Origin of the sequence: Bacillus sp. MSP13, from assembly GCF_000815295.1 — a bacterium.
Classification (GTDB): domain Bacteria; phylum Bacillota; class Bacilli; order Bacillales; family Bacillaceae; genus Bacillus; species Bacillus vallismortis.
Genome location: NZ_JXAQ01000011.1, coordinates 84,157 through 108,975, shown reverse-complemented (window position 1 = coordinate 108,975; position 24,819 = coordinate 84,157). Strand labels below are relative to the sequence as shown.

General features: G+C 44.3%; 21 protein-coding genes. 3 read left to right on the top strand and 18 right to left on the bottom strand.

Translation table 11 applies throughout. From position 1 onward, the window contains the following. Window positions 1–47: 47 nt before the first annotated feature. From uvrA to SC79_RS12740, 3 genes are all read right to left on the bottom strand, one after another. Window positions 48–2,921: an excinuclease ABC subunit UvrA gene (gene uvrA, locus SC79_RS12750; RefSeq protein ID WP_039075372.1), complete on the bottom strand. Its 2,874-nt coding sequence runs from the start codon at window positions 2,919–2,921 to the stop codon at window positions 48–50. A gap of 7 nt (window positions 2,922–2,928) precedes the next feature. Further along, window positions 2,929–4,914, bottom strand: coding sequence for an excinuclease ABC subunit UvrB (gene uvrB / locus SC79_RS12745; protein WP_039075371.1), 1,986 nt, complete (start codon window positions 4,912–4,914; stop codon window positions 2,929–2,931). Between the two features lie 184 nt (window positions 4,915–5,098). Beyond that, window positions 5,099–5,329 (bottom strand): CsbA family protein, encoded by a 231-nt coding sequence (locus SC79_RS12740; protein WP_010328748.1) that lies wholly within the window; start codon window positions 5,327–5,329, stop codon window positions 5,099–5,101. Window positions 5,330–5,771: 442 nt separating this feature from the next. Between SC79_RS12740 and SC79_RS12735 the strand changes: the two genes are divergently transcribed. The 3 genes from SC79_RS12735 (at window position 5,772) to SC79_RS12725 (ending at window position 10,274) form a co-directional block, all read left to right on the top strand. Continuing rightward, entirely contained in the window at window positions 5,772–8,264 is a 2,493-nt protein-coding gene (locus tag SC79_RS12735; protein ID WP_039075370.1) for a PEP/pyruvate-binding domain-containing protein, read from the top strand. A 77-nt stretch (window positions 8,265–8,341) separates the two neighbouring features. Beyond that, window positions 8,342–8,908, top strand: a complete 567-nt coding sequence (locus tag SC79_RS12730; RefSeq protein WP_039075369.1) for a TetR/AcrR family transcriptional regulator — start codon at window positions 8,342–8,344, stop codon at window positions 8,906–8,908. 31 nt (window positions 8,909–8,939) lie between these two features. Continuing rightward, a complete protein-coding gene (locus tag SC79_RS12725; RefSeq protein ID WP_039075368.1) occupies window positions 8,940–10,274 on the top strand; it encodes an MFS transporter in 1,335 nt (444 codons plus the stop codon). 47 nt (window positions 10,275–10,321) lie between these two features. Here SC79_RS12725 and SC79_RS12720 read toward each other — a convergent pair whose 3' ends face one another. From SC79_RS12720 to flaG, 15 genes are all read right to left on the bottom strand, one after another. Beyond that, window positions 10,322–11,518: a S1C family serine protease gene (locus tag SC79_RS12720; RefSeq protein ID WP_039075367.1), complete on the bottom strand. Its 1,197-nt coding sequence runs from the start codon at window positions 11,516–11,518 to the stop codon at window positions 10,322–10,324. An 80-nt stretch (window positions 11,519–11,598) separates the two neighbouring features. Beyond that, window positions 11,599–11,952, bottom strand: a complete 354-nt coding sequence (gene swrA, locus SC79_RS12715) for a swarming motility protein SwrAA (protein WP_052245602.1) — start codon at window positions 11,950–11,952, stop codon at window positions 11,599–11,601. A gap of 384 nt (window positions 11,953–12,336) precedes the next feature. Beyond that, window positions 12,337–13,779, bottom strand: a complete 1,443-nt coding sequence (gene ctpB, locus SC79_RS12710) for a carboxy-terminal processing protease CtpB (protein WP_039075365.1) — start codon at window positions 13,777–13,779, stop codon at window positions 12,337–12,339. A 140-nt stretch (window positions 13,780–13,919) separates the two neighbouring features. Next, window positions 13,920–14,810 carry a permease-like cell division protein FtsX gene (gene ftsX, locus SC79_RS12705; protein WP_039075689.1) on the bottom strand — a complete coding sequence of 297 codons (891 nt, stop codon included), beginning with the start codon at window positions 14,808–14,810 and terminating at the stop codon, window positions 13,920–13,922. Beyond that, window positions 14,803–15,489: a cell division ATP-binding protein FtsE gene (gene ftsE / locus SC79_RS12700; RefSeq protein ID WP_010328756.1), complete on the bottom strand. Its 687-nt coding sequence runs from the start codon at window positions 15,487–15,489 to the stop codon at window positions 14,803–14,805. Before ftsE ends, ftsX begins: the two co-directional genes overlap by 8 nt. A gap of 235 nt (window positions 15,490–15,724) precedes the next feature. Beyond that, window positions 15,725–16,063 (bottom strand): cytochrome c551, encoded by a 339-nt coding sequence (gene cccB, locus SC79_RS12695; RefSeq protein ID WP_039075364.1) that lies wholly within the window; start codon window positions 16,061–16,063, stop codon window positions 15,725–15,727. Between the two features lie 48 nt (window positions 16,064–16,111). After that, window positions 16,112–16,957: a YitT family protein gene (locus SC79_RS12690; RefSeq protein ID WP_039075363.1), complete on the bottom strand. Its 846-nt coding sequence runs from the start codon at window positions 16,955–16,957 to the stop codon at window positions 16,112–16,114. A gap of 163 nt (window positions 16,958–17,120) precedes the next feature. Then, window positions 17,121–18,222 (bottom strand): peptide chain release factor 2 gene (prfB, locus tag SC79_RS12685; protein WP_100741275.1). Its coding sequence is split into 2 segments (ribosomal slippage): window positions 17,121–18,149 and window positions 18,151–18,222, totalling 1,101 coding nucleotides; the frame shifts between segments, so codons are not numbered across the junction. 69 nt (window positions 18,223–18,291) lie between these two features. Next, complete coding sequence (gene secA, locus SC79_RS12680; protein ID WP_039075361.1) at window positions 18,292–20,817, bottom strand: preprotein translocase subunit SecA; 2,526 nt, start codon at window positions 20,815–20,817, stop codon at window positions 18,292–18,294. Window positions 20,818–20,985: 168 nt separating this feature from the next. Continuing rightward, window positions 20,986–21,555, bottom strand: coding sequence for a ribosome hibernation promotion factor (gene hpf / locus SC79_RS12675; RefSeq protein ID WP_039075360.1), 570 nt, complete (start codon window positions 21,553–21,555; stop codon window positions 20,986–20,988). A 195-nt stretch (window positions 21,556–21,750) separates the two neighbouring features. Next, on the bottom strand, window positions 21,751–22,128 hold the full coding sequence (locus SC79_RS12670; RefSeq protein WP_039075359.1) for a hypothetical protein: 378 nt from the start codon (window positions 22,126–22,128) through the stop codon (window positions 21,751–21,753). A gap of 9 nt (window positions 22,129–22,137) precedes the next feature. Further along, window positions 22,138–22,479 (bottom strand): flagellar protein FliT, encoded by a 342-nt coding sequence (locus tag SC79_RS12665; protein WP_039075358.1) that lies wholly within the window; start codon window positions 22,477–22,479, stop codon window positions 22,138–22,140. Beyond that, window positions 22,476–22,877, bottom strand: coding sequence for a flagellar export chaperone FliS (fliS, locus tag SC79_RS12660; RefSeq protein ID WP_039075357.1), 402 nt, complete (start codon window positions 22,875–22,877; stop codon window positions 22,476–22,478). Before fliS ends, SC79_RS12665 begins: the two co-directional genes overlap by 4 nt. Before the next feature lie 21 nt (window positions 22,878–22,898). Beyond that, complete coding sequence (locus SC79_RS12655) at window positions 22,899–24,395, bottom strand: flagellar hook-associated protein 2 (protein WP_039075356.1); 1,497 nt, start codon at window positions 24,393–24,395, stop codon at window positions 22,899–22,901. Window positions 24,396–24,411: 16 nt separating this feature from the next. Continuing rightward, complete coding sequence (gene flaG / locus SC79_RS12650) at window positions 24,412–24,741, bottom strand: flagellar protein FlaG (protein ID WP_039075355.1); 330 nt, start codon at window positions 24,739–24,741, stop codon at window positions 24,412–24,414. Window positions 24,742–24,819 lie beyond the last annotated feature (78 nt).

The window sequence follows — 24,819 nt, the reverse complement described above, 5'->3', positions numbered from 1 at the left end:
AGCCCAATCATGGACTCGCTGACAAGCTCCCTCTGAAAAGCATATTATTAAGAAGTAGCCGCTTCTTTTGCGTCCAAGAGCGATTTCATTCGTTTTTTGTCCCGCTCCATAACAGGCTTCAAATAACGTCCTGTATACGACTCTTCGACTTCAGTAATGTCTTCAGGCGTTCCCGATGCGACAATGGTTCCGCCTCCGGCTCCGCCTTCTGGGCCCAGATCGACAATGTAATCCGCCGTCTTAATGATATCAAGATTGTGCTCAATGACGAGTACTGTATCTCCATTGTCAACCAAACGCTGAAGCACGACAAGGAGTCTGGCGATATCATCGACGTGCAGACCTGTCGTCGGTTCATCTAAAATGTAAAGTGTTCGCCCTGTTGACCGTTTGTGCAGCTCAGATGCAAGCTTTACGCGCTGCGCTTCTCCACCCGACAAGGTTGTTGCCGGCTGTCCGAGCGTAATGTAACCTAAACCAACATCATAAAGGGTTTGGAGCTTACGCTTGATTTTCGGGATATTTTCAAAGAAATCAAGAGCATCTTCAACCGTCATATCAAGCACATCAGAAATGCTCTTTCCTTTGTATGTCACTTCAAGCGTTTCCCGGTTATAGCGTTTGCCGTGGCACACCTCGCACGGAACATACACGTCAGGAAGGAAGTGCATTTCAATTTTAATAATCCCGTCTCCGCGACAGGCTTCACATCGCCCGCCCTTCACGTTAAAGCTAAAACGCCCTTTTTTATAGCCGCGGACTTTCGCTTCATTTGTCTGTGCGAATACATCGCGAATGTCGTCAAACACACCGGTGTATGTCGCTGGATTGGATCTCGGCGTTCTGCCGATTGGCGCTTGGTCAATGTCTATGACTTTGTCCAGGTGATCCAAGCCTTTAATCTCTTTATGGCTGCCAGGCTTCGCTTTCGCTTTATGAAGCTTTTGCGCCAGCGCCTTATGCAAAATTTCATTGACGAGTGTGCTCTTCCCTGAGCCGGAAACTCCTGTAACCGCTGTGAACGTTCCTAACGGAAACTTGGCATTCGCCTTTTTCAGGTTATTTTCTGAAGCGCCTTTAATCTCAATAAAACGGCCATCCGGCTTTCTTCTTTCAGGAGGCAATGGGATGAATTTTTTCCCTGATAAATAGCTGCCCGTTAATGAGTTGGCATCTTCCATCACTTCTTCCGGCTTACCCGCGGATATCACCTGTCCGCCGTGAATGCCGGCGCCGGGCCCAATATCAATTAAATAATCGGCTGCTATCATCGTGTCCTCATCGTGTTCGACAACAATCAGCGTGTTCCCAAGGTCTCTCATATTTTTCAAAGCGCTGATCAAGCGGTCGTTATCACGCTGATGCAGGCCGATAGACGGCTCGTCTAAAATATAAAGCACACCTGATAAGCGCGAACCAATTTGAGTGGCCAGCCTGATACGCTGCGCCTCTCCCCCGGACAATGTTCCCGCTGCCCTGCTCAGTGTCAGGTAATCAAGGCCGACTTTGTCCAGAAAGCTTAAACGCTCTACAATTTCACGCAAGATCAAATTGGCAATCTGCATATCTTTCTCAGAAAGGGTAAGGCCTTTGAAGAAATCAAGCGCGTCTCCGACAGACAGCTCGGTAATTTTGCCGATGTGGCGTCCGTCAATCAGTACGGCAAGCGCTTCTTTCTTTAACCGATAGCCTTTGCATGTCGGACAAGACTTCTGGGACATATACTGCTCCATTTGTTCACGGATGTAATCGGAGCTTGTCTCCTTATAGCGTCTTTCAATATTGCGCAATACGCCTTCAAATTGTATTTCGCCTTCACGTATTTGCCCAAAATCATTTTCATAACGGAAATAAATCAAGTCGTCTCCGCTGCCGTACAGCACTTTATCGAGCTGGTGCCTCGGCAAATCTTTTACCGGCACGTCCATATCAATGCCGTAGTGGGTGCAGACCGCCTCAAGCAGCTGCGGATAATATTGTGAGCTGATCGGTGTCCAAGGAGCGACCGCATTCTCCTTCAATGACAAATCTTGATTGGGGATGACGAGATCCGCATCCACTTCGAGCTTCATTCCGAGGCCGTCACACGTCGGACACGCGCCAAACGGGCTGTTGAATGAAAAAAGCCGCGGCTCAAGCTCGCCGATTGAAAATCCGCAGTGCGGGCAGGCATGATGCTCACTAAACATCAGCTCTTCCTCACCAATAACATCAATCATAACCCGTCCTTCACCTAAACGGAGCGCCGTTTCCAATGAATCTGACAGGCGGACCGCCACGCCTTCTTTCACCACAATCCGGTCAATGACAACCTCAATCGAATGCTTTTTATTCTTTTCTAATTCAATATCATCAGAAAGCTCAGCCATTTCGCCGTCAATTCGAACTCTGACATAGCCTTGTTTTCTGATCTGTTCAAGCACTTTCACATGAGCGCCTTTTCGGCCAGAGACAATCGGGGCCAGTACCTGAAGCTTCGTACGTTCCGGGTATTCCAGAATTCTGTCGACCATTTGCTCGATGGTTTGCGATGTAATCTCAATTCCGTGCTCCGGACAATGAGGCTTCCCTACTCTCGCATACAAAAGACGCAGATAATCATAGATCTCAGTTACCGTACCGACAGTTGACCTCGGGTTGCGGCTCGTTGTTTTCTGATCGATGCTGATAGCCGGAGACAGCCCCTCAATTGCATCAACATCAGGCTTATCCATCTGCCCTAAAAATTGGCGGGCATAGGCAGACAGCGACTCGACATACCGTCTCTGCCCTTCCGCATATATGGTGTCAAAGGCAAGGGAGGATTTTCCTGATCCGGACAAACCCGTGACAACGACCAGCTGATCTCTTGGAATCGTTACATCTATATTTTTCAGGTTATGCGCCCTTGCTCCCTTCACCTCTATCCGATCCATAGCCATATGTTCATCATCCTTCCGCTTTTAGCTCTAAAAGTAAATCGCGAAGCTCCGCGGCTCTTTCAAAGTCAAGCGCCTTGGCGGCTTCTTTCATTTCGTGCTCCATCTGTTCAACGACTTTCTGGCGTTCTTTCTTCGTCATTTTCGACAGCTTTGGCGCGGCTTTTGTTTTGTATTCGGCTTTATCCTCAGCTGCTGCTGTGGCACGAATGACATCGCGAATTTCTTTATTTATCGTTTTCGGCGTAATGCCGTGCTCTTCGTTAAAACGCTCCTGCTGCTCGCGGCGGCGTTTTGTTTCATTCATCGCAATGTCCATCGACTTCGTTATTTTATCTGCATACATAATGACGCGGCCTTCCGCGTTCCTCGCCGCCCGTCCGATCGTCTGGATCAGCGACCGCTCCGAACGGAGGAAGCCTTCCTTATCCGCATCCAAAATGGCAACGAGAGATACTTCGGGAATATCGAGGCCTTCCCTCAGCAGGTTGATGCCGATGAGAACATCATGCTTTCCAAGGCGCAGATCACGGATAATTTCAATCCGTTCAAGCGTCTTAATCTCTGAATGCAGATAGTTTACTTTAATGCCAATTTCCTTCAGATAATCCGTCAGGTCCTCTGACATTTTCTTCGTCAAGGTTGTCACGAGAACCCGCTCATCCCGTTCGACTCTTGCTTGAATTTCGCCGATCAAGTCATCAATCTGGCCTTCAATCGGACGTACATCAATCAGCGGGTCAAGAAGCCCCGTCGGACGGATGATCTGCTCAATCATTTCATCCGTATGCTCAATCTCATACGGCCCTGGCGTTGCTGATACATACACGATATTGTGCATATGCTTTTCAAACTCTTCAAAACGGAGCGGACGGTTATCAAGCGCTGACGGAAGACGGAACCCATGATCCACAAGCACCTGTTTCCGCGCCTGGTCTCCGTTAAACATGCCGCGCACCTGAGGAATCGTCACATGCGACTCATCTACCACGATCATAAAATCGTCAGGGAAATAATCAAGAAGCGTATACGGCGTTGAACCTGGAGGCCGAAGCGTCAAATGTCTTGAATAGTTCTCAATGCCAGAGCAGAAACCCATTTCCCTCATCATCTCAAGATCGTACCTTGTCCGCTGCTCTAAACGCTGCGCTTCGAGCAGCTTGCCGTTTTCGTGCATGACCTTCAGCTGCTCCTCAAGCTCCTTCTCGATATTTTGAATCGCTTTCTCCATTTTCTCGGCCCGCGTTACGAAGTGGGACGCCGGGAAAATCGCAACATGATCACGGTCACCGAGAATTTCTCCTGTCAGGGCATCCACTTCCCTGATCCGTTCGATTTCATCACCGAAAAATTCAACCCGTATACAATGTTCATCACGAGAGGCAGGGAAGATTTCCACTACATCTCCGCGCACACGAAATGTCCCGCGCTGGAAGTCGATATCATTGCGGGCATATTGGATGTCTACAAGTTTCCTGAGCAGCTCGTTGCGCTCAATTTCCATTTCAGGCCGCAGTGACACGACCATTTCCCGGTATTCTTCAGGCGAACCGAGGCCATATATACAAGATACACTCGCGATGATAATGACATCTCTCCGCTCAAACAGAGATGATGTGGCGGAGTGTCTCAGTTTATCAATTTCATCATTAATACTGGCGTCTTTTTCTATAAACGTATCCGTTTGAGGCACATACGCCTCCGGCTGATAATAATCATAGTAACTGACAAAATACTCGACAGCGTTGTTCGGAAAAAACTCCTTGAACTCGCTGTAAAGCTGTCCGGCAAGGGTTTTGTTATGGGCAATGACGAGGGTCGGCTTATTGACTTCTTTAATCAAATTGGACACCGTAAATGTTTTGCCCGTTCCTGTCGCACCCAGCAGAGTCTGATGCTTCTTGCCCTCCTGAATTCCTTTTACAAGTTTTTCAATGGCTTTCGGCTGATCTCCCTGGGGCTGGTATTTCGAGACTAACTCAAAGCGATCTTTCACAAAATAAGCCTCCGTTTCTTTAACGAAATCTTCCTATAGATATAGTAACACAATGGAATGGAAAATCACCAAAAATACGAACTAAAGTTCGGTGGTTTTTTATTTCCAGCTGTTTTCGTGTATAAAAAACCTGCTTTTAAAACGTAAAAGCAGGAATTCATTCGTTATATTCATTATGTCCGACTTACTCTTCTTTTTTCTCAGCAGTTTTTTTGGCCATGTACAGTCCGCCAGCCACAAGAGACACAACGTCCAATCCTACAATAAAATACGTTTCTGTATAGCCTTTTAAATAAGAGGCAAACAGCAATGCAGCTGTCAGAGCGATCGCCACATAATGATTAAAGGTGACTCTTGTAAATAAGACAACTAGCATAAAAGGGAAAAATAATGCAAAAACGGCTTTTGTAATCAACAAAAACCCTCCTCAATGATTCTTCATCTGATTTGATTATAGTAAAAAATGAAGAATCGGACAATCTGCAATCGTTCCCCTTTCTACACCATACCCTTTTTCAGCTTAAATCAATCATCATCTTTGCACTTTGGCTCCAGTCACAAGAAGCATTTGCGGCACTTTTGCATGAAGGGCATTAAGCCTTAGCTTGATATCGAAGCCCGACGCCATAGCAGAACGCCCGCGATAATAAATAGGCGGACAGCACTAGTTCGACTGCATTTTTCATGATCATTCAACTAACTTAATGATTCATTTTATTTAGGACTTTCTGCTTTTGACATCATTTTCCTGAAAATCTACAATTGAGCGATAGTGTTCACTATCATTTTTTTGAACACAGGCTCCGTCATAAAAGACTAGAGAGAAAAACAAAATGAAGGAAAGAGGGGTTTCAAATATGTATTCTGTTTTATTTCGACAGGCAGAAGCGTCCAGCCAGCTGGCTGGCGCAAAAGGCATGAATTTAATTAAACTGACCAAACACGGGCTTCCTGTTCCGGACGGGTTTGTTATCCAGACGAATGCGCTCACCCGTTTTATGGAGGATAACCACCTTCATCAAACTAGCGAAAGCATCGAAAAGGAGATCATCGCCGGAACATTTTCAGATGAACTGAAACACGAGCTGACAAATTCCTTTTACAAGTTAAGAGACTCATACCGCTCCGTTGCCGTGCGCTCTTCGTCTGCCTCGGAAGATTTAGAAGGCGCTTCATTCGCGGGTCAATACGAAACCTACTTAAATATTAAAACAGAAGAAGAGTTTCTAGCTAAAGTGAAAGAATGCTGGGCCTCATTTTTCTCAGGCCGAGTCAGCAGCTATAAGAAAAAAATGAACAACCAAATCGCAGAGCCGTTAATGGGCGTTGTCGTTCAGGGCCTGATCGATTCAGACGTATCAGGTGTTATTTTTAGCCGCAATCCCGTTACCCATGATGATAGAGAGCTATTAATCAGCGCCAGCTATGGTTTGGGAGAAGCTATCGTTTCAGGGAGTGTCACCCCAGACACATTTTTAGTTAATAAATCTTCGTTTGAGATTCAGAAAGAAATAGGTGCAAAAGAAATCTACATGGAGTCCGCGGCAGAAGGAATTGCTGAAAGAGCAACAAGCGAAGACATGCGGAGCCGTTTTTGCCTTACAGATGAACAAGTGAGTGAACTGGCTGAAATCACGAAAAAAACCGAAGAGCTGTACGGATATCCAGTCGATATCGAATTCGGAATCGCTGACCATCACGTATACCTTTTGCAGGCCCGCCCGATTACAACCATTGAACAGGACAAAAAAGCGTCAGAAGAAGAACGCAGCTTCATGATAACAGACGCTGACATGAATGATTTCTGGATCAACATGGAATCAAATATTGAAGGCCCGGTAAGTCCTTTATTTTCTTCGATCATTGTACCGGCCATGGAATACGGCTTGAAGAAAAACATGCAAAAGTTTCCGCTCGGCGCAGTCGCAGAAGAAGTGAAGCTTTATCGCGGGCACATTTACTCCAAAAACCAAGGTGGGCATCACCCTGATGAGAACTGCGGCAAAGAGATTTTTCCGATATTATCGGAGCGTATGTATGACATCATCAAACACACGTACCTTCCATTTTACGAGACGCTGGATCAGCTCGCACAAACTGACCATACTGCTGAAAGCGCACTTGATGCTTTTCGGAAACTAAAAGCCTTTTATCTCACGGCTTATGATGAGCATTTCAATATTATTTTCCCGCAAATGCTTCTGACAAACAAATTGCAAGCAATGTATCAGCACATTCAAGGCGAATCCGAAAACGCTCATTTTTACGAAATGCTGACAGGTAAAATGAACAAATCATTGGAAACAGACCGCCTCCTATGGCTATTTTCCGTTGAAGTGCAGGAAAACCCGCATCTGCTGTCTATTTTTAAAAACACCCAGCCAGAACAGCTGCAGGAAAAATTGAAACAAACTGATGAGGGCAAACAATTTCTGAGGAACATTCATGAATTTTTACAGGAATACGGGTGGAGATCTGTAAAGAGTCATGATCTAATTGAACAAACCTGGGCTGAAAATCCTTATTATGCCCTGGCCAATATTCAAAATTACGTCCGCAATGGCCATCATTTTGACAATGAATTTCAGAAAACGAAAGAAAAACGAGAGGCATTATACAATGAATTCTTGGAAAACATAGAAGACCCCAATTTACGTAAAGAATTTGACCGTTATTATCAGTGGACGCTGAACGCTGCAAATATAATGGATGACCACCACTTTTATATTGACGCCATGCTGGATGCCAAGGCGAGAGCCTTTCTGCTCAAGGTAGGTGAATTGCTGGCGGAAAACGGGGTCATTCAAGATCGGGAAGACCTTTGGTTCTTGTATGATGATGACGTGGAAAACGCGCTGCTTCACCCTGTATCCCTGCAAGATAAGGCTGAAAAACGCAGACAGGCCTTTCACGAGTATGAGCTTGCCAAAGCCCCTGCCTATCTCGGCAATCCGACAAAAGAACAGCTCAAAATTGCTGAAGAAATTGTCGGCGCTGTGATTGAGGATGAAAAAAACACAGAGAATCATATTTTCGGCATTGCGGCATCAAGCGGCATTGCAACAGGCCCGGTCAAAGTGATTCGAGACGCCAGTGAATTTTCTCGATTCGCGTCTGGGAACATCCTCGTTTGCAAAATGACCACACCGCTATGGACCAGCCTGTTTCAAGATGCCAAAGCGATTATTACAGATACAGGCGGCATTTTATCCCACGCTGCGATTATTGCCCGCGAATACGGCATCCCCGCTGTTCTCGGCACTCGTACAGCAACAGAAAGACTCCGAGACGGAGACATCATTACTGTTGACGGAAGCAACGGCAAAATCACGGTTGTCAGCCGGGCCTGACGCGTTCTCCCCTCTTTCTTATACAAGCGGGGCAGGTTTATACTTGACCTGCCAGTATATTCGTGAGGTGAAACGTATTGAGACCGACAAACAAGAGAATCCTTGACGCTGCCATGCAGCTGCTCGTCAAAAAAGGATATCGCGCAACGACTACAAAACAAATCGCAGAAAAAGCAAAAGTAAGTGAAGCAACGATTTTCAGGAATTTTAAAAATAAACAGGGACTAGTCGAGGCTTTGCTTTCTCAGCATTCTCCAAACAGAAGCCGCATTTTGGAGCAAACAGAAGGCGATTTGCACAAAGACCTGCTTCATATCGGAACCTGTCTCTTGGAAGAGCTCGAACGCAGAAAAGATTTGATTAAAATCAGCTTTCGTGAACCGGCCATGTTCCAAGATGTCATCAACCACGTAACTGAATATCCCCAATCTATGAAACTGCTATTGATTGATTATCTAAAAGGAATGAGTGAAAAAGGGGTTATTCAGACGGGAGATGAAGCGGAGCATGCAGACGTGTTCATGTCGATCGTTTTCGGTTATTTTATTCACCGCCTCCATTTAGGAGACCGGGTGATTTCAATCTCCCAGAAAAAAATGCTGGAGCACAGCACTGCTTTATTTGTCAAAGGAATCTCTCGATGAACTCCTTGGCATAACAAAAAGGAGGATCTCCATGAGTTCAAGAAAAGAATGGGCGCTGATCGTCTCGCTATTATTGGGGGCTATCCTGGTTCCCATTAACTCAACGATGATTGCGGTCGCGCTCTCATCTATATCCCATACGTATAACGAGTCCATCTCAAGCATCACTTGGGTGGTTACCGTTTATTTAATCGTCATGGCAGTCACACAGCCGATCGCTGGAAAACTCGGTGACATGTACGGCAACAAAACAATGTATTTATGGGGTGTCGGTCTCTTTCTTATCGCGTCCTTAGGCTGCGCCCTCTCACCGAGCCTGCTGCTGCTGATTGTCTTTCGCGCATTGCAGGCTGTCGGCGGCGCGCTGCTTACGCCAAACAGTATTGCCATTATCCGTCACGTTGTTTCTGAAAAACGCCTTCCGAAAGTATTTGGATTTTTCGGGCTCGGGGCGGGACTTGGGGCAGCACTCGGGCCTTTCATCGGCTCTATGCTGATTGACAGCTTCAGCTGGCACTCGATTTTTTGGGTCAACATTCCGTTTCTCGCCATTGCCTTATTTACGGCATTTACCATGTTCCCTCCATATCAAGAAATTAAATCTGACGCGCCGCTGGATATTATCGGCTCTCTCTTGCTTGCGGGCAGCATCGTTTCAATTATCCTGCTGACGAAAAATGAGGCTTCATGGGGCTATGTGGTATACAGTGTGTTGATCCTTCTATTTGTCCCGCTTTTTTTCAGAAGAGAAAAACGTACAGAGCACCCCATCATCGATTTTACACTGTTTAAAAGCTCAACGTTTACAAATGCCAATCTATCAGTCCTATTGAGCAATCTGATGATGTATGCCGTCTTACTGATCATGCCGTTATTCATGCAGAGCCAATTTGGGCTTAATACGTCTAACAGCGGGATGGCGCTTTCTGTATTTTCGATCTTTATGTCGGCGAGCAACTGGGCGGGCGCACAGCTCCACCACAAATGGGGGGCAAAGAAAATCATTTTCCTTTCATTTGCCATGATGGCTGGAGCGAATCTATTATTTATGCTGTTAAGCAGCTCGCATTCCGTCTCGTTCCTCATGCCCTCTCTTATCCTGGGCGGGCTCGCGTCCGGAGTCGGACTCACCAGCATGCAGGTGTCATCCCTTGCCACAGTAGACCCCGGCATGTCAGGAGTGGCGTCAGGCATTTTCTCTACCTTCCGTTATTTCGGAAGCATCATTTCATCAGCCTTAATCGGCCTGATATCGGGGTATCACAACCTATTTATCATTCTCTTTGCTGTCTCAATCATTGGCGTTTTTGTTTCATTAGGCATCAAACCTGATGAAATGGCACGCCTGGAAAAAAACTCAGCGTAACTCAAAACAGCCCGGCACCACAAGAAACTGCGGCGCCGGGCTGTTTTTTATGATCCGGACAAAGCGGCTGCTTCGCCTTCACGTTCATCCTTTACGAACAGGATACCTAATTCATGATGTTCTCCCTCGTAAGAAGCTCGCTGATCAAAACGAATTTCTCCATTCAAACCGATAATTTCAAGCTTCACATACGCGCGGTTATGCTGGAGCGCTTCATAGAAATCAGATACGTTCTTAACGGGTATGCCATTCACTTTCGTAATGATTTCCCCAATTTTCAATTCCAGATCCTCAGCCGGCGTATTTGGTATAATACCAAGCACCATTAAGCCTTGATCACGTTTTGAGAAATAAAACGGAGCCGCATTATCGTTCACTCTTTGTTTAATGGACAGAAAAACACGTCCTAACAAAGCGGTGATGACGGCGGCACCCGCAAGCGGCGTCCACAGTAAGCTCGCTGCACCGAGAGCGGTGACGGCAAGACCGAGAATACAAATGCGTTTCGCTGTGATCCTGATGCTCGTTTCAGGCAGCGACCCCTGCACGCGTTGCCCGAATCCGACAAAGTAAGGAATCCATAGAAAATGGAATGACCCGCCGGGAACAGTAAACACTGGCCACCAGCTAAGGTGCGATTCTAATCCGTTTCCCGGAACGAGAAGGAACAGCGGCAAAAGCCATATCCGGTTTGCCAGTTGCTGGCCGATCGGCAAACCGCGGCTGCTCACCACAAGTGCCGGTGATGTTCTCACATGTGCAGAGCGATAAGCTACTACTCCTTCAATGATAACCAACAAGCCCAAAAACACAGCCATAGCCGGCCAAACGACCGCAAAGCCTTGCGGAAATCTCTCTAGAAAAGGTTCCGCTTGATTGATTTGCAGTCCAAAACCTATCAGCATACTCACACTGACGATATATGCAGCAGACATCCAGTTTGCGCGAAGAGTGAGCGCTGCCGCCGCAGTGATAACGGCAATAATTGCAAGTACACCGAGAGGAATCGAGATCCCGAGTACGCCTAAAACAACTGACAAAAGGAGTCCGGGAATCAATCCCTTTGTATAAGTGAATGTCAGGTCATCATAAATATCCGCTATTTTTGTATGAAAGGTTCTTCGTTCCCGTTTGATTCTCACATAGCCGAAAGCAAGGCTTATCATGATAAAAAACCAGAAAAGCGGGTGTAAGAAGAACAGGCCCGCACTTTTTAACAGTTCAAATCCCCATTGAACAGACACTATCTTTTTCACCGCCTCAAGCCAAACATGTTACTCATATTCTATCAAATATTAAATGGCTTGGAAATCCTCAGGATGGCTTATCCTTCCTGCGTCATCCACAGCGTGACATTCGATAGTGAAAAATCCTTTAAATAATGGTTCACATCCACATCCAATAAGCCGCTGATCAGGTGCATCGACCTTTTGATATCCGTCAGATTGATACCTAATCGCTTATGATTTTTCATTAAATAATTAAAATAATGTTTGGCACACTCTTCATCGATTTCATTTACTGATTCAACATTGGTGTAATTGACCAAATATCTGCTGAACAGCATAAGAAGACTTAGTGCTTTTGTAGCCGAAAATGTTACATCTTGTGTTCTGTCTTTTAATTGTTCCACTAATTCATAATATTTTTTTTCACGCACAATACTTGCCCTCTTCAATTGTGAACCCCCATTTTCTTTATACAGATAAGCACGGGCCAGTATAAGCAGCAGTACTGGAGTGCTAAACAAGCATTCTCGCTAACGTTATTTTTTAAATACCTGTCGTTCAGCTGCCATAAACCTGATTACTGTTCTTTTTAGAACCTTCTTATATTGTATGAAGTAAACAAAGACTAGGCAACTTGCAAAAGTTTCATTTTAAATGCATATTAACTCGTTAGAAAGTCTCTCTCATATATTGATATCGGGTAATTCAAGTCCTTTATAAATGTTTATTTGTGAAAATTTTTTTAATTTCTTGTTAAAACTTCATTTTTTATGTGACTTATTGTTCAGTCTCTCATTAAGTATAAAGAAACAGGAGATGGAACACCATCTCCTTTAATTGGCAAATAATGATTTCAGCGCTGTTTGGAGCTGCAAATCATTTTTTTCATCTGATTTTTTCTTTTCTATCTGCTGATTTAATGACTCCGCGGTGCGAGTGTCGATGACACCCGTTTTATCCAGCTTGTTTTGTTCCTGAAAAGCCATAACCGCTTTTTTCACATCCTTGCTGAAATAGCCATCCTCACGTCCCGGATCAAAGCTGAGACCTTTTAATAAAACCTGAGCATGCTTGACATCCTCATTGTTCATATCCATTTTAAGCGGCTCCTTCAGCTGCAAGGGGCCAGCGGAAAAATAATCCGGCTGCTTAATGGCAATGGTCGGCTCAATGCCTTGTTTATGAATCCAATTCCCCTTTGGCGTCAGCCACTTATAAAGAGTTAATTTAATGTTGCTGCCGTCTCCCATCGGAACAGCCTGCTGAACCGTTCCCTTACCAAAAGACGTATCGCCTACAACATCATAATGCGCCGCTTCTTTTAATGCGCCGGCAAGAATTTCTGATGCGGAGGCACTTCCTTTATCCGTGATTACATTGACAGGATACGCTTTTTTATGAGTCAATGTTGAAAAATACCGTTTTTTATCACCATTCCGTTCAGCAATCTGAATATACGGCTGATCCTTTGTGATGAAGTGTTTGAGAATTTCTTCCACACTTTGCAGGTATCCGCCCGGGTTTCCGCGCACATCAATGACAAGGCCTTCAATTCCTTTTTTCTCAAGGTCCCCCAGCGCTTTTGCAAAGTCTTCCGCGGTATGCTCAGAAAAAGTAGAAATGGCGATATATCCAACAGAATGCCCTTGCACTTTTTTCTCTGAAGCAAAAACCGTTTCGAGCGGGATTTCAGCTCTCTTGATCCGGAATGACAGCTGCTTCTTCGTCCCCGGACGTTGCACCTTCATAGAGACACTGGAGCCTTTCTTTCCTCTTATTTTCAGCACAGCTTGGTTTAAATCCTTGCCCGCCATTGATTCACCATTGATACTGATAATTTCATCATTGGGCTTGAGTCCGGCTTTCTCCGCCGGCGATTGCTTAAATGGAGAAACAATAATAATTTTGCCGTCTTCCATGCCAACCTCAGCGCCGATGCCTTCAAACGAGGAATCAAGAGAATCAGAAAATTGCTTAGCCGTCTGCTTGTCCATATAGACAGAATAAGGATCATTTAGCGTAGACAGCATTCCTTGAATGGCTCCCTCGAGCAGCTTTTCTCTATCAACTTTTTCTACGTACTCATTCGAAATTAACTCATACGCTTTTTCGATTTTGTCCATGGCCTTATCCCGCTCAGAGTCAGCATGTGCGGTCGCAGGAACAGCTGCAGTCTGGGGCTTATCCACCTCAAGCAGGTTCATTCCCGCATACACACCGGCGCCTCCGAAGAGCATGCTTCCTGCTGCTATCACAGCCATTATTTTTTGATTCATCCTATACTCCTCCTGTATGCCAGACTGTTTCTTTCAAAACCTAGAGATAGTATATGTAAAGGATGGAGATTTCATGTAATCATAGAAGAAAAAGAAGGCAAAAGAAAAGCCGCCCCGGAAGTAAGCGGGACAGCTTTTTGTTATACTCGCAAAAACTTGCGGATGGAAGTGAGACTTCCCCATACGCCAATAACTGCTCCGATTACAACCAGCACTAGCGATACTTGGAATACAAATGGGTTATAAGGAAGAAGAGAGACAAATGATCCTTGAACCTTCGGAGCAACCCATCCGATGACATATTGATAAGTGCTCAGCACCAGTGCGATCGGAATCACTGAGCCGAATACGCCAAGCAGCAATCCTTCAAGGAAAAACGGCCAGCGGATAAACCAATTCGTCGCGCCGACAAGCTTCATAATTTCAATTTCTTTTCTTCTAGCAAAAATGGTAATTTTAATGGTGTTGGAAATTAAGAACATCGCCGTAAATATCAAGCCGATAATTAACGCGATTCCGATATTGCGGGAAACGCCGACCACTTTAAATAAACGGCTAACCTCTTCTTTTCCGTAAGTGACTTTATAGACATGATTCATTTTTTCAATCTTTTTGGCTACGTTCGGCGTATCATGCGGATCTGTCGTTTTGACGACAAACGCATCATTAAGCGGGTTTTCCTGATCCTGCATGGTCAGGGATTCTCCGCTGTCGCCAAAGCTGTCAACCAACTGGTCAAGCTCTTTTTCTTTTGATGAAAAAGTGACACTTTGAATGCCCTTTAGATCCTTAATATCGTTCTGCAGCTTGTCCTGTGCCTTTTGATCTGCAGTCAAATCAACCAGAACTTTGATTTCGACTTGTTTTTCAGCATTTGAAGCCATGTTATTCAAATTCAGCATAATCACTAAAAACACGCCGACTAAAATCAGCGTAACGGTTACAGCACTAATGGATGCAAACGTCATCCACGTGTTTCTCCCGAGAGATTTAAAACTCTCACGCAAGTGGCGCCCGAGAATTTTAATCATATGAACCATACTCCCCTCTTGACTCATCACGCACAATGATACCATCTTCGATTGCGATGACACGTTTCTTAATGGTGTTTACGATTTCTTTATTATGTGTCGCCATCACGACTGTTGTCCCGCGGTTATTGATTTCTTCCAGTGTCTTCATAACTTCCCAGGACGTATCTGGATCAAGGTTTCCTGTAGGTTCATCAGCAATGACAACATCAGGGTTGTTCACAATTGATCTGGCAATAGAAACACGCTGCTGCTCTCCGCCTGAAAGCGTGTCAGGAAATTGTCTTGCTTTATGCTTCAGCTGAACAAGATCAAGCACTTCGAGGACACGTTTCTTAATAACAGACGGCTGTTCTCCAATCACTTCAAGGGCAAATGCCACATTCTCAAAAACAGTAAGTTTCGACAGAAGCTTAAAATCCTGGAAGACAACGCCTATTTTACGGCGCACGAAAGGAATCTCTTTTTCTTTAATTGCAGCGAGGTCTTTATGATTGATTAAAATTTGTCCTTTTGTCGGTTTTTCTTCTCTGTATATCATTTTAATAAAAGTAGATTTACCCGCTCCGCTCGGACCGACAACATAAACAAATTCGCCGGGATGAATGGCTACTGAAATCCCATTGAGAGCTTTTACGCCGTTCGGATAGGCTTTGTATACTTCCTTCATCTCTATCATGAAATCACCTAATCTTTTATATCATTTTATCTATCACACGGTCATACTCTTCGAATGCATTCGACAATTTATGACTTATTCATTTGCAAAAAGACGAAAAATCTGAAAGTTTCATTTTTCACAATACACTTCATTATACGTCAAATTTAGACATAATACTATTACAGTTTCTTTTCATTCATTTATCATGGCATAAAAAAATCCTTGCCTGTACTGAGGCAAAGATTTTCTCATCTTACTTTTTTTCTGACAGCCATTTGGCGATAACGGCGGCTTCCTTATCGTCTACAAGCCCCTTCGGCATATTGCCGCGCCCGTTTTTAATGATGCTTTCAATTTTGTCTTCGTCGTATTTGCCTCCGACCTCTTGGAGATTAGGCCCTGACATACCTTCCAAATCCTTGCCATGGCAGCCTACACAGCTTTGCTGATATAATTCTTCCCCTTCAGATGCAGAGGCTTCAGTCTTGCTGCCGGTGTCTGTCTTCTCTTCTTTTGCATCGTTTGAACCGCAGGCAGCCAACAGAACAGAAAGCGCAAATCCAAGCATTAATATCGATAACTTTGATTTCATATTGAGAAGCACAACTCCTTTACGATCTCTCCCATATTATAACCCCGTTTAAGCGCGTTTGAAACCCTCGCCCAGCACCTCGCTCGCGTCTGCTACGATCACAAAAGCAGACTCATCAATCTGTTTGACGATTTGTTTCAATTTGGTGAATTCCGCTTGCCCAACCACGCACATTAAAATCGGGCGGTCATCGTCAGTATACCCCCCGACCGCGGAAATTTTCGTCACGCCTCTGTCAATCTTTTGTAAAACGGCTTCCTTGACTGCCTGCTCCTGCTTTGTAATAATGAGCGCCATTTTTGAACGATTAAAGCCGACTTGAACGACATCAATCGTTTTGCTGGACACAAAGACGCCAAGCATAGCATATAAGCCTTGTTCAATATTAAATACGATCATAGCCGTAACGACAATCAGTCCGTCAATGATTGCGAGACACGTCCCCAATGACAGCCCGGAGTACTTATGAATGATCTGTGCAGCCAAGGCCGTTCCTCCCGTTGAGCCTTTGCCTAAGTATACAATGCCAATTCCGACACCGATGCCGACACCGCCAAAGATCGCCGCTAGGAGCTCATGATGGGTGGCGGGCTGAATATCTCTTGTCAAAAACACAACAAGCGGCAAAAAAACAGAACCCGCAAGCGTTTTAAGTCCAAATTTTCCGCCTAACAAAATGACACCCGCGATAAATAAAGGGATATTAATCACCCATTGTACATATGCTGCTTCAAAACCATATGACTGCAAAATCGTGCTGATTCCGCTGACACCGCCGGCGGCAATTTTGTTTGGAAGCAAAAAAACATTAAAGGACACGGCTGTAATCGCTGCCCCTATCAGTATATATACATAATCCCGCAAAATCCGAAGTGTTTGATTCCGTACATCCATTGCATATCCTCCGTTTCTTCCAATGCTCTCCGATAGCATTTTAATCCTTCCCTGATCAGATGTAAATAACACCCAAACGCAGTGGTAATATGCTAAAGCAGCAAATCAAGGATATGAAGCAATAAAAAAAACACACCTGCATACATCAGGCGTGTTTTCTGCTTTATGAAAGCTTCGAACGCAGGTAGGCATCGATAAATGTATCAATGTCTCCGTCCATTACCGCTTGAACGTTCCCCATTTCTGTATTGGTGCGATGGTCTTTCACCATAGAATACGGATGGAATACGTAAGAGCGGATTTGGCTGCCCCAGCCGATTTCTTTTTGTTCACCGCGAATTTCATCCAGCTCAGCCTGCTGTTCTTCAATTCTGCGCTGATACAATTTGGCTTTCAGCATTTTCATGGCTCTTTCACGGTTTTTAATTTGTGAGCGCTCTGTTTGGCACGTCACAACCACATTCGTCGGCAAGTGCGTAATCCGAACGGCTGAATCCGTCGTATTGACGTGCTGTCCGCCCGCTCCGCTTGCGCGATACGTATCAACTTTAATATCCTCCGTACGGATATCAATATCAATCTCATCGTTAAATTCAGGCATCACTTCACACGAAACGAAAGACGTGTGCCGGCGGCCTGATGAATCAAACGGCGAAATCCGCACGAGACGATGGACACCTTTTTCCGCTTTGAGATAACCGTAAGCGTTGTGTCCTTTAATCAGTAAAGTCACTGATTTAATTCCCGCCTCATCACCTGGGAGATAATCGAGTGTTTCCACCTTAAAGCCGCGGCGTTCTCCCCATCTGGTATACATTCTAAGAAGCATTGAGCCCCAGTCCTGTGACTCTGTACCGCCAGCACCAGGGTGCAGTTCTAAAATCGCGTTATTTTTATCATACGGCTCACTGAGAAGAAGCTGAAGCTCAAACTCATTGAACTCTTTTGTTAGCGATTTTAGTTCTTTTTCAAGTTCCAGCTGGAGGTCAGAGTCAGGCTCTTCTTTTAAAAGATCGTGGGTCATTTGCAATTCTTCATGGGATTCACTCAGTTTTTTATACGAATTGACATAATCCTTTATACCGTTTGCTTCATTTATAACCGTTTGAGCTTTCTGCTGGTCATTCCAGAATTCCGGATCAGACATTTGTTCATCTAGCTCAGCAATGCGGGCCTCCTTTGATTCGAGGTCAAAGAGACCCCCTAAAGTCCGCTAAACGAGAAGCCATATTTTCGAGCTCTGCTCTGATTTCTGATAATTCCATTCCATTCACCTCATTAAAAGATCCGCGGGCGCCTGCAGGCGCCGCGGTCAATAACCTTGCCCGGTCGAACTATTCAGCCCGGCCGCAGCAATTTTTATATTTTTTTCCGCTTCCGCAGTGGCATGGGGCATTTCGGCCGATATCAACCACTTTGCGAACCGGTGCTTTTTTTGCTTTTTTGTTATCGTCGCCTTCTTGCTGCTGATGGGCCGTTGTCTGGCCCTGTACAACCTCTTCACGCTCCAGATTGTTTTCAATCTCAGCTTTCATCACAAATTTTGCGACCTCGTCCTCGATCGATTCAATCATATTCTCAAACATCGCAAAGCCTTCCATTTGATACTCACGAAGCGGATTTGTCTGCGCGTAAGCTCGAAGGTGAATCCCTTGGCGAAGCTGATCCATTGCGTCGATGTGATCCATCCATTTTGAATCAACTGCGCGAAGGACGATGACTTTTTCGAATTCACGCATTTGCTCTTCGCCGAAGTTCTCTTCTTTTTCATTATATTTGGTCATGATGCGATCCATAATGAGCTCATGCATTTCATCCGGCTCTTTGCCGAAGATGTCGCTTATCTCAAGCTTGCCTTCATCAAGATAAGTCGTGTTGACAAGCTCAACAAGACCGTCAAGCTTCCACTCCTCAGGAAGCTCTTCTCTTGGCGTATAAGCTGCAATAGCACGTTCAAGAGAAGACTTGATCATATTCTCAACGATTTCACGCAAGTTTTCAGAATCAATAACTTCAAAGCGCTGCTTATAAATGACCTCACGCTGCTGGCGGAGAACGTCATCATATTGCAGGAGCTGTTTACGTGAATCGAAGTTATTGCCTTCGACGCGTTTTTGAGACGATTCAACCGCGCGGGATACCATTTTGCTTTGAATTGGAGTAGAGTCATCCATGCCGAACCGGTCAAGCATCGCCATTGTCCGCTCAGCTCCGAATCTGCGCATCAATTCATCTTCCATAGAAAGATAAAATTGGGTAATCCCCGGGTCTCCCTGACGTCCAGAACGACCCCGCAGCTGATTGTCGATCCGGCGTGATTCATGTCGTTCCGTTCCGACAACAGCAAGACCGCCAAGCTCTTTTACGCCTTCGCCAAGCTTAATATCCGTTCCGCGTCCCGCCATGTTTGTCGCAATCGTAATTGCTCCTTTTTGGCCGGCTTCTTCAATAATCTGCGCTTCACGTTCATGGTTTTTGGCGTTTAACACTTGATGCGGAATCCCTTTGTTTTTGAGCAGCTTAGAAATCAGTTCAGATGTTTCAACCGCAACCGTACCGACAAGAACAGGCTGTCCCGTCATGTAACGCTGTGCGACATCCTCCGCAACGGCCTTAAACTTCCCTTCCATCGAACGGTAAATTAAATCCGGACGGTCGTCACGAACAATAGGCTTGTTAGTAGGGATCGTAACAACCTGCATGTTATAGATGTTACGGAATTCCTCTTCCTCTGTCTTAGCCGTACCTGTCATACCGGCAAGTTTTTCATACATGCGGAAGTAGTTTTGGAACGTAATTGTCGCCAAGGTCATGCTTTCGTTCTGAATCTCAAGCCCTTCCTTCGCTTCAATCGCTTGGTGAAGGCCCTCGCTGTAGCGGCGGCCTTTCATCAGGCGTCCCGTAAACGAATCAACAATCACAACCTGTCCGTCTTCTACAACGTAGTCAACGTCCTTTTGCATCGCAGCGTGTGCTTTTAGGGACTGGTTGATATGGTGGTTGAGCGCGACATGCTTCACATCAAACAGGTTATCAATGCCGAACGCTTTTTCCGCTTTCGTCATTCCTTCCTCAGTCAGCTGTACACCCTTTGTTTTGATATCAAACGTATAATCCTTCTCTGCTTTTAATGTGCGGACAAAAGCATTTGCCTGTACGTACAGCTTAGTGGATTTTGCAGCTTGTCCAGAAATGATAAGCGGCGTTCTCGCTTCATCAATTAAAATAGAGTCAACTTCATCTATTACCGCAAAATGAAGCGGGCGCTGAACCATCTGCTCTTTATAAAGAACCATATTGTCACGTAAATAGTCGAAGCCAAGCTCGTTGTTTGTGGAGTAAGTAATGTCCGCGGCATAAGCTTCCCGCTTTTCTTCTTTTGACAGTGAGTTTAAATTCAATCCGACAGTCAAACCGAGAAACTCGAAAATTTCCCCCATTTGCTCAGCATCACGGCTCGCCAAGTATTCGTTGACAGTCACGATGTGAACGCCTTTTCCTGTTAACGCGTTTAAATAAACAGGCAGAGTAGACGTTAACGTTTTCCCTTCCCCTGTTTTCATTTCCGCGATATTTCCGTCATGAAGCGCTACGCCCCCCATGAGCTGGACTTTGAACGGAAACATGCCGGTTACGCGGCGTGAAGCTTCCCGAACAACGGCGAATGCTTCAACAAGAAGATCATCGGTTGTCTCCCCTTTTTCAAGGCGCTCTTTAAATTCAATCGTTTTATGTTTTAGTGCATCGTCAGTGAGATTTTCATAGTCTCCGCGAATCGCATCAATATCGTTAGCTACTTTTTCGTATCTGTTCAGCGTACGTTTTGTTGGATCAAACATTTTATTTAAAATTCCAAGCATTTATAACGCTCCTCTATCTTCACATGCCTGATGTGCAGGCATGTATAAATAATTTACTAGCCCATGTATACCTCTCATTATCATATCATACCTTGGGTTATTTCCAAAGAATTTGCAAATAAGAAAAAACAAAAACCTTCCGTGTCGATCACGGAAGGTTGCTCTTCATTATTCAGTCGGTTCAATCAAGCCATATTTCCCATCATTTCTGCGGTATACAACATTTGTAAGGTTTGTTTCCGCATTGGTGAAAACAAAGAAATTGTGGCCAAGCATATTCATTTGCAAGATTGCTTCTTCACTGTCCATCGGTTTTAAATTAAATCGTTTCTGACGGACAATGTCCAGGCTATCCACGTCTTCTATTTCATCTTGAACCGCAATATCTGTATCAGAGCCGAGACCATTCGCTAATAGATATTTTGGAGAGCCCTGCTCACGGAATTTGCGGTTTACTTTCGTTTTATGCTTACGGATTTGACGTTCCAGTTTGTTTGTTGCGAGATCAATTGCGTTGTACATATCCTCGTTATGCACCTCAGACCGAAGCGCCAGATCTGTCATCGGAATCGTAACCTCAACTTTAGACTCCTTGTCATTGTAAAACTTCAAGTTGACGTTCACATCGGCATTCACGCTATGGTCAAAATAACGCTCCAGCTTGCCGATTTTCTTCTCGACATGATCCTTTAACGCGGGTGTCACTTCAATATTTTCTCCTCTGATGTTATAGTTCATCAAAGAACGCCTCCCTTTTATTAAGGATATGTATCTATTTCTCCTTTACCCTTCACAATCCCTGCCCAAACGTAAATTTTTTGTGAAAAATCAGTGAACTTTGTCGAATGATGTTTTATATGCTGCAGTTATGGGCGGTTATGAGGTATATGTATATGCTGTTTGTAAGAAACAAATACCTCATCCTCGCCTAAATTAATTGATGACAAAGGGCTCCATACATTGATGAATGGACAGCATCCATTTTCTATAATGAATCAGAAAATGTTCTTTTAAATACTCGAAAAACTCATGAGAGGGAAAAGAGAAAGAAACCAATTGGTCAAACTCCGCAAAAATTTCGTCAAATGCTTTAATACTACATTCAGCACACCCCGTATTCATAATAAAAAGAAGGGTTGAATGTGATGAATCCAAATAAAAAAAGGCTTGGATCAGATCTTGGTAGATCCGATCCCCTTCAGTTTTTGATAAATTCTGTTCAGCCTCTATCAAATAACACAGCCCTTCTTCAATGGTAAAAAGAAGATGATAATAAGCTGATAAAAGCGTATAATCTTCAATGCTCTTCACGGCACTCACCTATTTACGCTTGTCATAATATCTGCCGTCTATCGTGATGTTGTTATAAGGATTTAAATACGTCGTATGCATCGTCCGTTTTCTTTTCACTTGCTGGAGCTCGTCTGCGATCGACTGCTTAAGTCTTCCCATTTCATTCACAATAAGCTGATCCCATGTCAGAACCAGTTTCATCTGCTTCCGTTCTTCTTCTGAAAGCGGCGGAGAGATCTCCTGAATAAGTTCTGCCCGTTTAGCCACAAAGTCTTCGATTTCCGTTAAAAGTTCATCGCTTTCCGGTGTATCTTGTATATGTGACAGCATACTCTTCGTCTCAGTGTATAGTCGATCTATGTTGTTCATGCCATTCCGCCTGATCCGTGCCGGTCCTTCCGCTCACTTTGAATGGCTTGTTTCCATGCATCGCGAAAATCTGTTACATAGCCTTCAACCTCAGCCAGCATGCTCGTATCACTTTTGATATTTGCCTGCACCAATCTTCGATACATATAGTCGTACATCGCGCCCAGGGAATTGGAAAGCTCAATGTTACGGTTCAGTGTAAAATTTAATTCCTGTATGATATTTTGCGCCTTGATCAGATTCTCATTTTTACGTTCCATATCATCATTCTCGATAGCCTGGGATGCAAGTCTTATAAATTTCAAACAGCCATTATACAGCATTAGCGTCAGTTCACCGGGTGTAGCCGTATTCACTGAATTTTGCTGATAAGCTGTATAAGGATTTTGGATCGCCATGTGTCATCCTCCAAATTACTTTTATTGTACAAGAAGCTGTGATAAATAGGACGCTTGTTCATTCATTTTTTGAATCGCAGAATCCATTGCACTGAATTTTTTATAGTACCGGTTTTCAACCGTATTCAATCGGTCCTGCATTTTAGAGATATCAGTGTTAATCGTGTTTATATTTTTACCGATTAAGTAGTTATCAGTTCCCATTGTCGAGTTGCCGGCTTTTGCTTCTATACTTTTCACTGTGCTTTTCAGTGTATCGCCGATGCGTTTCATAATCCCTTTTTCACTATAAGGGCTGCTGTTCGTTCCGCTTGTAAATAAAGCGGCAACACTTTTCGGGTCTTCTTGTATTTTTGCCTTTAGTTTTGTTTCATCAATCTCTAAATGCCCCCGCAATTGGTATGTGCTTGAAGTTGTGATACCAAACTCAGTCAATTGATGTGTTTTTCCATCAGCCGTTACTTGAGAATAAAAATCCGTTCTCATTTGGTTCGTACCCGTACTTATACTGGTATCATTTCTCAGCAAACCGCTTTTTGCCTTCTCTTCCCAGAGTTCTACCTCTTTATCGGACATTGCTTCTTTTTGTTCACTCGTCAACGGCGTATAGTCTCTGTATTTTTCTTCGTGCAGCTTTTCATTCAGGCTGTCTACCAATTCATTGTATTTATTTACAAATTCTTTAATTTGATTAAAAATCCCGTCAACATCAGTAGAAACAGATGTAGTAACAGGGCCTGTGGTTGCTGTTGTATTTTTGAGCGAGTAGGTAACACCGTTAACCGTAAAGTTGTTTGTCAGCTTCTCCATTTCAAAGCCATCGATTGTGACTTTTGCATTTGTTCCTTCTTTGTGTGCAATAAGCTTATTATCAGCGTCTAAGGAAAAACCAAGCTGGCCGGACATAAAGTCGGCTGTAGCTGAGTCTGCTGCCTGTATGCTGCCTCCTGCGCCTGTTGCTTTAGAAGAAAACGCAATCGTTTCTACATACTCGGTACCATTCCAAATTTTATCTTTAAAGGCTGATACTCCGAGATCAGAGGTGTTAATTTTAGAAATCACATTATCAATCGTATCAGCGCTCGTCACACTGATGTTGACGGTTTTTGCCGTTGTCTCGCCAGGCGCAACAACATTAAATGCCAAATTATAGTCGCCTTGAGTGTATCCCGCATAATTATCGGCCTTATACGTTGCCGCCGTTGCCAAGTTTGCTACTTCAATCGTAGAAGAAGAGTTTGGCGCGCTTACAGTTCCTGTAGCAGTTAACACAGACTCATTGGAGCTTGTCACAGTTTTGCTCTGATACGTACTCGGATATGTCAGCGTATTTTTAGACATATAATCTTGCAATTCTTTTATTTTCGTATTTACTTCCCGATAGCTGTCACGCTGCCATTCAAGCGTCTGCTTTTTTTGCGTCAGCCTGTCAAGCGGCGCTCTTTCTGTCTGCATCAGTTTTGAGACGATATCATCTATATCCATTCCTGACGCCAAACCTGTTATTCTCATGACCATTTCAAACACTCCTCATCTACTTTTTTTCATCTACAAACAACCCAAGAAATTCAGTCATAGCCGCATAAAAATCAAGCCACTGTTTCGGCGGAATTTCGCGGATGACTTCATTTGTAGAGTCCTCTATTACCTTTACATAGTATTCATTTAACTTTTCGTGGAGCTCAAACTTCAGGTGAACTTGCGAAGGTTCCAAAAGCTTGTTCATTTCCCCTACCGTTTCAGCGAGATTGGCATATGAAACTTGCTGAACAGGAACCTCATTCTCATGATCTTTTTGATTATGTATTTGAGTATCATAACGATCCCAAACAGGTTGTAACGTAGTGAGCCTTTCAATATTCAATTGATCATCCCCTATGCCCCAATCTACCGTTTATATCGACTGAGTAGAGAGAAGATTACACATATTTTTGGAAAAAAA

Coding starts and splice junctions, on each gene's coding strand:
- SC79_RS12655 (WP_039075356.1), bottom strand. CDS start 24,395: ATGGTCATGAGAATAACAGGTTTGGCGTCAGGAATGGATATAGATGAT.
- fliS (WP_039075357.1), bottom strand. CDS start 22,877: ATGGCGATCCAAAATCCTTATACAGCTTATCAGCAAAATTCAGTGAAT.
- secA (WP_039075361.1), bottom strand. CDS start 20,817: ATGCTTGGAATTTTAAATAAAATGTTTGATCCAACAAAACGTACGCTG.
- SC79_RS12690 (WP_039075363.1), bottom strand. CDS start 16,957: ATGGATGTACGGAATCAAACACTTCGGATTTTGCGGGATTATGTATAT.
- SC79_RS12735 (WP_039075370.1), top strand. CDS start 5,772: ATGTATTCTGTTTTATTTCGACAGGCAGAAGCGTCCAGCCAGCTGGCT.
- ftsX (WP_039075689.1), bottom strand. CDS start 14,810: ATGATTAAAATTCTCGGGCGCCACTTGCGTGAGAGTTTTAAATCTCTC.
- uvrA (WP_039075372.1), bottom strand. CDS start 2,921: ATGGCTATGGATCGGATAGAGGTGAAGGGAGCAAGGGCGCATAACCTG.
- cccB (WP_039075364.1), bottom strand. CDS start 16,063: ATGAAATCAAAGTTATCGATATTAATGCTTGGATTTGCGCTTTCTGTT.
- ftsE (WP_010328756.1), bottom strand. CDS start 15,489: ATGATAGAGATGAAGGAAGTATACAAAGCCTATCCGAACGGCGTAAAA.
- SC79_RS12725 (WP_039075368.1), top strand. CDS start 8,940: ATGAGTTCAAGAAAAGAATGGGCGCTGATCGTCTCGCTATTATTGGGG.
- SC79_RS12665 (WP_039075358.1), bottom strand. CDS start 22,479: ATGAACAACATAGATCGACTATACACTGAGACGAAGAGTATGCTGTCA.
- ctpB (WP_039075365.1), bottom strand. CDS start 13,779: ATGAATCAAAAAATAATGGCTGTGATAGCAGCAGGAAGCATGCTCTTC.
- hpf (WP_039075360.1), bottom strand. CDS start 21,555: ATGAACTATAACATCAGAGGAGAAAATATTGAAGTGACACCCGCGTTA.